Source organism: Frankia sp. CoBUL1, from assembly GCF_978021245.1.
Window position 1 is genome coordinate 1 of sequence record NZ_CDXDOS010000107.1, and the last position, 10,600, is coordinate 10,600.

Consider the following 10,600-nt stretch of genomic DNA (forward strand, 5'->3'; position numbering starts at 1 on the left):
CTCCCGCTAGGCCTGCCGGGCCTGCAGACGGATGCGGTTTGTCAGTTCGGTGACCTGGTTGTAGATCGCGCGCCGTTCCGCCATCAGCCCGCGGATCTTGCGATCGGCATGCATGACCGTCGTATGATCCCGCCCCCCGAAGTGCTGGCCGATCTTCGGTAGCGACAGGTCGGTCAGCTCCCGGCACAGGTACATCGCGATCTGACGGGCGGTGACCAGCACGCGGCTACGTGAGGTGCCGCACAGGTCCTCCATCGAGACGCCGAAGTACGCCGCCGTCGCGTTCATGATTGCGGCGGCCGTGATGTCGGGATTGCCGGCATCGGGGATGAGATCACGCAGCACGATCTCGGCGAGCGTGCGGTCGACGTGGGACTTGTTCAGGCTCGCGAAGGCCGCGACCCGGATCAGCGCCCCCTCCAGCTCACGGATGTTGCGCTCGATGTGCGTGGCGATGTACTCGAGGACATCCGGGGGTACCGGCAGGCGCTCCGTGGCCGCCTTCTTCGACAGGATGGCGATGCGCGTCTCGAGGTCGGGCGGGGTGATGTCGGTCATCAGCCCCCACTCGAAGCGGCTGCGCAGCCGGTCCTCCAGGGCCGAGAGTTGCTTGGGCGAGCGGTCGGAGCTGATCACGATCTGCTTCTCGCCGTCGTGCAGGACGTTGAAGGTGTGGAAGAACTCCTCCTGCGTCCGTTCCTTGTTTTCCAGGAACTGGATGTCGTCAACGAGCAGGACATCGATGTCACGGTAGCGCCGCTGGAACGCCTGCTGGCGGTCGTCCCGGATCGAGTTGATGAAGTCGTTGGTGAACTCCTCGGAGCTCACGTACTTCACCCGCATGTTCGGGTAGAGCCTGAGTGCGTAGTGACCGATCGCGTGCAGAAGGTGAGTCTTGCCGAGCCCGGAGTCCCCGTAGATGAAAAGCGGGTTGTAGGCCTTCGCGGGTGCCTCGGCGACGGCCACCGCTGCCGCGTGGGGGAACCGGTTGCTGTCGCCGATGACGAACGTCTCGAAAATGTAGCGGGGGTTCAGCCGGGCCTGGGCCGGTTCGGTCTCGTGCGGCGCCGCATCGCGTCCGAGACCCGCGCTGACCCGTACCGGTGGTGTTCCCTCGGTGGCGTCGGGGAAGGGCAGTTCGCCGTTCACCAGTGCCGCCGGCGCCGGCGGCACTGGTGCCGGCACCGGGGCTGCGGCGGTGCCGGTCGATCCTGATCCTGATCCGGTACCCGCGTTCAACGCCGAACCGGAGGCGGGGCCCGAGCCCTGGCCCGGTGTGGTGTCGCCCCTGGCGTCCACCGGCCGTACGATCCGGATCGGTCCGCTCATTGGTTCCGGATCGGGCAGGTGTTCGACGGTGACCGCGACCCTGATCTCCCGCCCATAGGCTGTGGACAACGCTGTGGACAAGAAGGGGCGCAGGCGCGAGTCGAGGAGATCCTTGGTGAACTCGTTCGGCGCGGCCAGCAGAGCCGTGTCCTGGACGAGCCCGAGGGGGCGGGTCAGCCGCAGCCAGGCACGCTGCTGGGCGGACAGCGTGCCGTCGGCGACCCCGGCGACGGCCTGGCTCCACACCGCGGCCAGGTCCGGGTCACCCGAAGGCTCGTCCCCGAACGGCAGACCGGCGACGGAGTCGGCGCGGAGGTTGGACACGGGGGCTCCTCGGGCAGTTCGGTACGGTTTGCGGGTGGTGCTGCTCCCCGCGTGCTGGAGGTGCGCCGCGGCTGATGCGGCTGGTGATGTGGTCCCCGGCCACCGAGCGACCGAGGGGCCTCGTCGCGATGGTTCTCCACATCGTCGTCCACAACCTGTGCATGGACACGACACGGCATGCGGCGTGGCGCAACCGGCTCGTTCCCGGGGATGAACCTGTATTAGTGAGGTCATTCGAATCCGCTCCAGGTCCCCCGCTCTGCCCTGGCCCCTCCGCCGACCGCCCTCTCCACAGGCGTTTTCCACAGGTCGGGGTGCACCGAGCCGGTCGTTCTCACCGAACGCGGGCATACCTGACGCCGTCAGGTGCCCGCCCCGAGTGAGACGTTGCCACCAGGATCGTAAGGCGCGGCCCGAGCCGCCGTGCCGGGGCCGGAACGTATCCGCGGTGGCCGCGCCGCGTCCCTGCCCCATTGTCGGCGGCACCGAGGGCCCGCCACGGCAGTGTGGCATTCCACGGCCGCCGGACGGATGCCGGCCCGCCGCGGCCGCGGTGCGCTCGCACCTTGACCTCCGGTGTGGTGCCGTCGTGTCCAGGTTGCCCTGGCTGCGACCGGGTGATGACCGGATGATGGTGGTGCGGCTGCCGGCGGGCCCGGGGCCGGCGGATCGCCGAAGGTCCCCCTGCCCGGCAGCGATCCCTCGCAGCCGGACCGTCCGAGGCACCGCCCTGTGTAGGCTAGGCCGAACCGCGGTGTTAGACCGCTTCGTTTGTCGTGGGATCTGCTTGTCAGGACCGTGTGGTGCGGCCCACTCTCCCTCGGCAGCGAAGATCACCGCCCGCGTCCATCTTGCAGACGGAGTTCTCACGTGAGTAAGCGCACCTTCCAGCCGAACAACCGTCGGCGGGCCCGCACGCACGGGTTCCGACTGCGCATGCGGACTCGCGCGGGCCGCGCGATCCTGTCCGCCCGCCGTCGTAAGGGCCGCAGCGAGCTCTCCGCCTGACGGCGGGTTCCCGCTGGTCCTGCTGGTATCCCCGCCGGTCATGCTTCCTGAGGGCTCCCGCGTCCGAACCCGGGACGAACATGCCCGGGTGGGGACCATGGGTCGGCGAACCCGATCCGGTCCGCTTGTTGTCCACAGTCTGTGGACAACAAGCGACGATCCGGCGCGGGCCGGCTTCGTGGTCGGCCGCCGGGTGGGGAAGGCGGTCGTGCGTAACAGGGTGCGGCGCCGGTTGCGGGAACAGGTACGGGTTCGGCTGGACACGCTCGCGCCAGGGACGATGCTGGTCGTGCGTGCGCTGCCCGATGCGGCGACGGCGAGCTCCGCGGAGCTCGGCCGTGCGCTGGACACCGCGCTCACCAGGGTGGCCCGGCCGGCGGGTGCCAGGCGCCCGGATGGGCGTGGACGATGACCGCCGGGACGGTGCTGGTCGTGCTGCTGGCCACGGCGGCCGTCGTCGACCTCCTGCTGGCCTCCCGGATGGTGTGGCGCCGCCTGCCGCGGGTCGCCCGCAACGCCGACGGCGCGGTACGCGGTCCCCTGGCCTGGACCTTTGCCGGGCTCGTGCGGCTCTACCGAGCCGGCTGGTCGGCCCGCAACGCCGGCCTGTGCCGGTTCGAGCCATCCTGTAGCGCCTACGCGCTGGCCGCGGTGCGGCGCCACGGGGGTGTGCGTGGCGGTGTCCTCGCCCTCGCCCGGTTGCTGCGCTGCCAACCGCTCGCGGCAGGCGGCTACGACCCCGTGCTGGGAACGGATCCGGGTCCGGGAATCGTTCGGAGACCCAGGGGCGCGGCGGCGGACCCCGGCGGGCCTCTCGACGGTCGGAGCGCGGGCGATCCGGCCGTCGCCGTACCGTCCGTCCACAGGCATGGTCCCCCGTCTCCCAGTCAGGGGATGCGGGCCGAGATCGTCGGTTCCGGTCGTGGACCGTGGGTGTGAGGAGTCAGACCGTTGTTGGATCCCCTATACCACCTCGCGGCGAACGCGATTGTCTTCTTTCACCGGGGATTTGCGCCGATCTTTGGTGCTGACAGTTTCTTCTCCTGGGCCTTTTCGGTCGTCCTGCTGGTCGTCTGCGTCCGTATTCTGATCTTCCCGCTGTTCGTCAAGCAGGTGAAGTCGCAGCGGACGATGCAGATGATGCAGCCCCGGATCAAGGAGATCCGGGAGAAGCATGGGCACGACAAACCCCGCATGCAGCAGGAGATGATGGCGCTGCAGCGGGAGCACGGAAACCCGCTTCTCGGCTGCCTCCCGATCTTCCTCCAGATCCCGCTGTTCATCTCGCTGTTCCACGTGTTCACCCACCTGGCGCCGATGAACGAGGGTCCGAACCACTCGCTGGTCTGGCGTCCCCGGGTCGGGCTCTCCGCGGACCAGGTGGAGCAGATCGCCTCGGCCAAGGTGTTCGGCATCTCGCTGGCGAGCAAGTTCACCTCCGATGGCGATTTCTCGCACTTCCTCGGCGTCGACAGCACGCACGTCAGGATTCTCGCGATCGTCCTGATCGTGCTGATGGGTCTTACGACCTTCCTCACGCAGCGCCAGATCATGGCCCGCACCGGGCCGGTCGACCCGCAGCAGGCGATGGTGCAGAAGGCGCTGCTCTATGGCTCCCCGCTGATGCTCGCCTTCTTTGGTTTCCGTTTCCCGATCGCCGTGCTGCTGTACTGGCTCACCACCAACCTGTGGAGCATGGGCCAGCAGTTCTTCATCATGAAGAAGATGCCGCCGGTCAAGCCCGCGGATGCGAACGGCCGGCTGCCCGGTGCCCGTCCGGCTGCCGACGGTGCCGTCACCCCCGCTCGGCCGGCTCCCGGTGTCCGAGCCGGGGCGAAGTCGAAGAACCGCTCCCGGTCCGCCTCGGTGACCCCGACCAAGGGCGGCGATTCCGGTGCCGCGGCGGCCGGTCGGACGTCCTCGACGGCTCCCCCCGGCACCCGGTCCCGTAACGGCACCTCGACCGCGAGCCGTACCACGGTGACCCCGAAAGCTGGGACGACCCCGAAGGAGGCGGTGACTCCGAAGAGCGGTAAGGCGGGGGCGCCGGGCGGTCCCGGTGCCAACGGCGTCTCGGGCGGTGGCGTCTCGGACAACGGCGTCGCCGCTACCACGGCCGCATCCACGGGGCGCAGCGCGGGGGCGAAGACCAGCGCGGCGGGCCGCAGGAACGCCCCGGGCAAGAATGCCGGGCAGAGCGCTGCGAGCGGGCCGACGGCGCCCTCCGACGGGGAGAGCACGCCCCGGCCGGCACCCGTACCCGCCGGAGTGCGGCGCCAGATCGGCGGCTCCCGACCCGCGAAACGGCGCGGCAAGGGCAAGCGGCCCGGTGGGCGGCGTTGATCCGGGAGACGCCGTTCCCGACCGACCGGCAGGCAGGCTGCCGACCCGATTTCGTCATCGTGTGGCGGCATCCCGTAATCTCTGCTCCGCCGCCCCCGTTCCCCTGGAGAGTCGCTGATGACCGGTTCGGCACCTGAACTGGCTGTGGATGGAGCCGGAGCCTCCGATGAGCACGCTTCCTCGGACGAGACCGCCGGCACGGAGGATCGGCGTCTGTCCGATCTCGAGTTGGAAGGCGAGATCGCAGCCGACTACATCGAGGGTCTGCTCGACATCGTCGACATGGACGGTGACCTCGACCTCGACGTCGAGAGCGGCCGCGCCGTCGTCGCCGTGGTGGGCGAGGGGCTGGACAAGCTCATCGGGGCGGGCGGCGAGACGCTGGAGGCGTTGCAGGAACTGACCAGGCTTGCGGTGCTCCAGAAGACGGGCACCCGCAGCCGTCTCATGCTCGACGTCGGCGGCCATCGCGCCCGGCGGCGGGTCGAGCTACGCAAGATCGCGATCGCCGCGGCGTCGCGCGCCATCACGCGCGGTGAGCCGGAGAAGCTGGCTCCCATGACGCCGTTCGAGCGCAAGGTGGTGCACGACACCGTCGCCGGGATCGACGGCGTGCACAGCGAGTCCGAGGGCGAGGAACCCGGCCGCCGGGTAGTCATCCTTCTCGGCTGACCGGCGCCGACCGATGGCGGGTCGGCGCCGGCCGACGCGTTCCCCCGTGCTGGCCGCCGCCGTGGGTGTCGGCTTGGCGGCCGTGCTCGGCGTTCTGCATGCCTATCTGACCAGACCCTTCTGGTACGACGAGATCTGGCGTGCCCGCTTCGTCAGCGAACCGGCGTCCTCGTTCTGGCCGGAGCTGACCGTCGCCAACACCCCCTCGGCGCTGGGTTGGTTCGGCCTGACCCGGGTGGCCGGCGAGGTCCTCGGCTGGCACAGCTGGTCGCTCCGGCTTCCCGGGTATCTCGCCGTGCCCTTGCTCGGTGCCGCGATCGTCCTGCTCACCCGCCGTTTCACCGGCCTGGTCGCAGCGGTGTTCGCCACGTGCTGGCTGTGCCTGAACGTGACCTTCTTGGATCTCGCGACCCAACTCAAGCCGTATTCCGTCGAGGCGCTGGCCGCCGTCTGCATCGTCCTCGCCTGGTCGACCGGATCATCTCCGCGGTCCTCGCTGTCCCCGTGGCCTGCACCTGTCACCGGCGGGTTCTCCCGTGCCCGGCTCCTGCGACGCACCGCGGCGGGCCTGTTGGCCTTGACCGCCGTGCCCGGGATCTTTCTGGTGCTGCCGTTGGCGACCGCGGAGGTATGGCGCGGTCCGGCGCGGCGCTGGCGACTGGTGGAATGCCTGCCCGCGGTCGCCATCAGCGTGGCGCATACCGTGTTCTTCATCGGGCACCAGTCCAGTCAGCGTCGCGGCGACTACTGGGATCGCCAGTTCATTGCCGGTCGTGGGCCGGTCGAGGCCGTACGCTTCATCGTCGATCAGATGCGAGCCTTCATCACCGGTATGCCGCCCGGCATCGACCGGTTCGACCCGAGCCTCATCCATGCGACGGTGCCCGGGGGACCGGTTGTCTCGGTGCTGCTCGCCGTGGCGGTGTCGATCGCCGGCCTGACCGGCGTCCTCGTGCTGGCGCAACGACCGGACGGCAGGCTGCTCCTCACTGCGCTCGGCGGAGCCCAGGTGCTGATGCTGGGAGCGAGCGCCGCGCGGTACTGGCCGTTCGGGCCGACCCGGACCAACCTCTTCGTCGTGCCACTGATCGTCGTTGTGATCGTGGTGGGAACCCGGCGGCTGGTGGCCCTGTTCGTGGCTGCGGTGCGACCTCGTATCCCCGCCGCTGGGCCTCAGCCGGCCGTACCGGCACCGATGGCCGCGACCCCGACCCCTCCCTACCGGAGGGACCGTCACCGAGCGGTCACGATTGGATGTTTCCGGTGTCTCGCCTACGTCGAGCGCCAGCGCGGACACGATTTCTCCGACCGCCGTGCTGCCGTTGGCCGGCCTCGCAATGATCATCTTGCTTGGGGTCCCCCTCCTGGGAACCTCGCTGTCGGGAAGCGGGCAGCTCTGGGATCATCGGCACCGGACTCGTGGCCTCGATCGGATGGTCGACGCGGCCATCGCGGCCCGGCAGCTGCACCGCCCGGGAGACCTGGTGATGGTCGGGGGCCGCCTCGCCCGGCCTGGCTGGCTGTACGCGATGGAGGCGAGTGACGACCCGGCGCGTGAGCCGGCAGCTCTCCCCAGTGCCGGCGCCGGGCGGGTACCGGCCCGGGTACCACGGCAGGACACGATCTTCTTCGGCGCTGCGGGTGTCTCCCTGGTCGGCGAGCTGGCGAACCGCCGGGTCCCGCCGACCCGGCTGCTCGTCTTCGTCTTCGACGCGGAGCGGCCGGCTCTCGCGCCCGACCTGGCCGCGCTGCCCCGGGCGGGGTGGTGCGCCGGCCGTGGCTGGCAGTTCTCCCTCACCGGAACGCTGACCGTCTTCGATCGCTGCGCCGGCGCCGCCCCGCGACTCGATCGGCCGCAGCGGACCGTGGTGTCCTACCGGACGACCTGAGATCCGTCCCCAGGGCCGGAACCGTGCCTACCGCGGGGGTGGCGGCGGGAGCATGCCGAGGTCGGCGGGGATGCTTGTCGGGTGCGCGCTCTTCTGACTTCCTCGTCCTGCCCAGCCTTCTGGTCCTGTCCAGCCGGGTCCACGGATCCGGTCTTCCACCCACCCGCTGCCGGCGGTCACCTGGCGATGCCCACGGTCCCAACCCGGCTCGGCTCGATGCTGTGGCCGGTCGAGGTGACGCAGGCGGCCCGGCCGGCGCGGGCTGGTCGCACGGCACGGCGGGGCATCCGGCCATGACGGGTCTCCCGGATGCCCCCGAGGTGCCCCCCGTCGCGGTGGAGATTTTCGGCACGCGGACCGGATCCGCGGCGCGCTACGTCGAGCTGCTGGCGACCGACGGGGTCGAACGTGGGCTGATCGGTCCGCGTGAGACTGAGCGGCTCTGGGACCGCCACGTACTCAACTGCGCGGTCCTGGCCGACGTGGTCCCGGTGCAGGCCGATGTCGTGGACGTCGGCAGCGGCGCGGGGCTGCCGGGTATCCCGCTGGCGCTCGCCCGCCCGGATCTGCGGGTGGTGCTGCTCGAGCCGATGGAACGCCGGTGCCGATTCCTGCACGAGGTTGTGGCGACCATAGGTCTGGAGGACCAGATTTCTGTGGTACGTGGCCGCGCGCCAGATGCCGGAATCGGCCCGGACGGTCGTAGATTCGGGATAGCCGTAGCCCGCGCGGTCGCTCCCCTGGAGCGGCTGGGCGCAATCCTCTTTCCGATGCTACGACCAGGTGGTGTCATGCTGGCGATGCGCGGTTCACGGATCCTGGAGGAACTGCAGGACGCGCGCAGCGGTCTCGGAACTCAGGGTTGGCATCCCGTGGATGTCGTGAGGTGCGGGGAGGGGCGGGTGGAGGAACCCGCCCGTGTCCTCCGGGCCGTACGTTCATCCCAGCGCACCCGGGCCGAGGGCAGGGGAGGGCGCGGCGACGGTGAGCGGCACGATGGCAGACAGGTCAGACGGACGTCACGGGATTCACTCCGATCACGGGAGGTCGGTCGTGACCAGCCGACACGTGGACAGTCTCGTTCCACGTGAAACAGCGTCGGCGGGCCAGGGTGGGACCAGGGGCGGGGGCTTGCGGGGCTATGACTCCGCGCTCTCCGCACTGGACCTGCTCGATCCCTCGACCCCGATCGGAGCGGCGGCGGCAGCAGCAGTGGAAGCACTGGCGGTAGAACGACGACAACCATTCTCTCGCCCCACCCGGCGGCGCATCATCTCGGTCGCCAACCAGAAGGGCGGTGTGGGGAAGACGACGACGACGGTCAACCTGGCGGCGGCGCTGGCATCTCATGGCTCCCGGGTCCTGGTGATCGATCTTGACCCGCAGGGCAATGCCTCGACGGCGCTCGGCGTCAACCATCACTCCGGGGTCCCCTCGATCTACGAGGTTCTGGTGGGGGATCGACCCCTCGACGAGGTCATCGTGAAGTCCGCCGAGGCGTCGGGGCTGTTCTGCGCGCCCGCAACGATCGATCTTGCCGGCGCGGAGATCGAGCTGGTGTCGCTGGTGGCGCGGGAGAATCGGCTGCGGCGGGCCATCGCGAGCATGCAACGGGACGTCGACTATGTTTTCATCGACTGCCCGCCCTCTCTCGGGCTGCTGACCGTCAATGCCCTCGTGGCCGCCCGTGAGCTGCTCATCCCGATCCAGTGCGAGTACTACGCGCTGGAGGGCCTCGGCATGTTGCTGCGCAACGTGGAACTGGTGCAGGCGCACCTGAACCAGGAGCTGCGTCTGTCGACCATCCTGCTCACGATGTATGACTCCCGGACCAGACTGGCCGACCAGGTCGTCCATGAGGTCAAGGAACACTTCGGGGACCGGGTGCTGTCCACTACCATCCCCCGGAACGTGCGTCTGGCGGAGGCGCCGAGCTATGGGCAGTCCGCGCTGACGTACGATCCGACGTCGCGCGGCTCGCTGTCCTATCTGGCCGCGGCGCGCGAACTCGCGGAACGGGGTCGGGACTCGAATGGAGCGGCGTGATGAGTGCTCGGCGCAGTGGTCTGGGGCGAGGGCTGGGGGCACTCATCCCGGTTGCTCCCCCTCCCCTCGACGGTCAGGCGGGCACCGCCTCGGCTGACTACGCCGACTACGCCAGTGGCTACGGCGGCCGGGGGACGAATCGCGGCTCCGGCGACGGCACCGGGCCGCTGCCCGTACACGGGGCGACCTTCCGCGAGATCCCCGTCGGGTCGGTCAGCCCGAACCCGCGCCAGCCCAGGACTCACTTCGATGAGGACGCCCTCGAAGAGCTGGCGGCGAGCCTCCGCGAGGTCGGGCTGCTCCAGCCGATCGTGGTACGCGAGGTGGCCCCCGAGCGCTACGAGCTCGTCATGGGTGAACGCCGGTGGCGTGCATCGAAGATCGCCGAGCTTCCCCGGATTCCCGCCATCGTGCGGGAGACCGCGGACGACGCCATGCTGCGCGACGCGCTGCTGGAGAATCTCCACCGCCAGCAGCTCAACCCGCTGGAGGAGGCTGCGGCGTACGAACAGCTGCTCCGCGACTTCGGGGCGACGCACGAGGAACTGGCCAGTCGGCTCGGGCGGTCCCGGTCGCATGTCACCAACATGATCCGGCTGCTCGGGCTCTCGCCCGCGGTACAAAGGCGGGTGGCGGCCGGCGTGCTGTCGGCGGGTCATGCCCGCGCGCTGCTCTCGCTGCAGGATCCGGACGCCCAGGATCGGCTCGCCACCCGCATCGTCGCGGAAGGTCTCTCGGTGCGGGCTGTCGAGGAGATCGTGGCACTGGACGACGAGGCCCCGCGTAGGCGGGCGTCGCGGGCGCCAGGGGCCGCCTCACCGGCCCTGGCGAGGCTCGCCGACCGCCTCTCGGATCGCTTCGAGACCCGCGTGAAGGTGGACATGGGCCGCAGTAAAGGGAAGATCACGGTCGAGTTCGCCTCGATCGAGGATCTGGAGCGGATCGTCACCGTGATGTCGCCGTCGGCCTCGGTCGACGGCTTGTTGGAC

At 69.9% G+C, this 10,600-nt stretch carries 11 protein-coding genes; 10 read left to right on the forward strand and 1 reads right to left on the reverse strand.

Annotated elements, in window-relative coordinates; genetic code table 11:
• Nucleotides 1-6: 6 nt before the first annotated feature.
• Nucleotides 7-1,653 (reverse strand): chromosomal replication initiator protein DnaA, encoded by a 1,647-nt coding sequence (dnaA, locus tag AC08OX_RS09900; RefSeq protein ID WP_476607540.1) that lies wholly within the window; start codon nt 1,651-1,653, stop codon nt 7-9.
• Nucleotides 1,654-2,523: 870 nt separating this feature from the next.
• Here dnaA and rpmH point away from each other — a divergent pair.
• The 10 genes from rpmH to AC08OX_RS09950 all read left to right on the forward strand — a co-directional run.
• Nucleotides 2,524-2,661, forward strand: coding sequence for a 50S ribosomal protein L34 (gene rpmH / locus AC08OX_RS09905; protein WP_011438902.1), 138 nt, complete (start codon nt 2,524-2,526; stop codon nt 2,659-2,661).
• Nucleotides 2,662-2,701: 40 nt separating this feature from the next.
• Complete coding sequence (rnpA, locus tag AC08OX_RS09910) at nt 2,702-3,073, forward strand: ribonuclease P protein component (protein WP_041258073.1); 372 nt, start codon at nt 2,702-2,704, stop codon at nt 3,071-3,073.
• Complete coding sequence (yidD, locus tag AC08OX_RS09915) at nt 3,070-3,600, forward strand: membrane protein insertion efficiency factor YidD (protein WP_476607541.1); 531 nt, start codon at nt 3,070-3,072, stop codon at nt 3,598-3,600. The genes rnpA and yidD overlap by 4 nt, the downstream gene beginning before the upstream one ends.
• Before the next feature lie 12 nt (nt 3,601-3,612).
• Nucleotides 3,613-5,004, forward strand: a complete 1,392-nt coding sequence (yidC, locus tag AC08OX_RS09920; RefSeq protein ID WP_476607542.1) for a membrane protein insertase YidC — start codon at nt 3,613-3,615, stop codon at nt 5,002-5,004.
• Between the two features lie 117 nt (nt 5,005-5,121).
• Nucleotides 5,122-5,676: a Jag family protein gene (locus tag AC08OX_RS09925; RefSeq protein ID WP_011438898.1), complete on the forward strand. Its 555-nt coding sequence runs from the start codon at nt 5,122-5,124 to the stop codon at nt 5,674-5,676.
• 13 nt (nt 5,677-5,689) lie between these two features.
• Nucleotides 5,690-7,219 carry a hypothetical protein gene (locus tag AC08OX_RS09930; RefSeq protein WP_476607543.1) on the forward strand — a complete coding sequence of 510 codons (1,530 nt, stop codon included), beginning with the start codon at nt 5,690-5,692 and terminating at the stop codon, nt 7,217-7,219.
• On the forward strand, nt 7,206-7,565 hold the full coding sequence (locus AC08OX_RS09935) for a hypothetical protein (RefSeq protein WP_476607544.1): 360 nt from the start codon (nt 7,206-7,208) through the stop codon (nt 7,563-7,565). The genes AC08OX_RS09930 and AC08OX_RS09935 overlap by 14 nt, the downstream gene beginning before the upstream one ends.
• Before the next feature lie 293 nt (nt 7,566-7,858).
• Nucleotides 7,859-8,656, forward strand: coding sequence for a 16S rRNA (guanine(527)-N(7))-methyltransferase RsmG (rsmG, locus tag AC08OX_RS09940; protein ID WP_476607545.1), 798 nt, complete (start codon nt 7,859-7,861; stop codon nt 8,654-8,656).
• Between the two features lie 40 nt (nt 8,657-8,696).
• Nucleotides 8,697-9,611: a ParA family protein gene (locus AC08OX_RS09945; protein WP_476607546.1), complete on the forward strand. Its 915-nt coding sequence runs from the start codon at nt 8,697-8,699 to the stop codon at nt 9,609-9,611.
• Nucleotides 9,611-10,600 (forward strand): ParB/RepB/Spo0J family partition protein (locus tag AC08OX_RS09950; protein WP_476607547.1); only part of this gene is annotated, 990 nt, incomplete at its 3' end. The genes AC08OX_RS09945 and AC08OX_RS09950, both read left to right, overlap by 1 nt.

Excerpts from the sequence above, each read along its gene's own strand:
- rnpA (WP_041258073.1), top strand. The coding sequence starts at position 2,702 with ATGCTTCCTGAGGGCTCCCGCGTCCGAACCCGGGACGAACATGCCCGG.
- yidD (WP_476607541.1), top strand. The coding sequence starts at position 3,070 with ATGACCGCCGGGACGGTGCTGGTCGTGCTGCTGGCCACGGCGGCCGTC.
- AC08OX_RS09925 (WP_011438898.1), top strand. The coding sequence starts at position 5,122 with ATGACCGGTTCGGCACCTGAACTGGCTGTGGATGGAGCCGGAGCCTCC.
- AC08OX_RS09930 (WP_476607543.1), top strand. The coding sequence starts at position 5,690 with ATGGCGGGTCGGCGCCGGCCGACGCGTTCCCCCGTGCTGGCCGCCGCC.
- AC08OX_RS09935 (WP_476607544.1), top strand. The coding sequence starts at position 7,206 with ATGGAGGCGAGTGACGACCCGGCGCGTGAGCCGGCAGCTCTCCCCAGT.
- rsmG (WP_476607545.1), top strand. The coding sequence starts at position 7,859 with ATGACGGGTCTCCCGGATGCCCCCGAGGTGCCCCCCGTCGCGGTGGAG.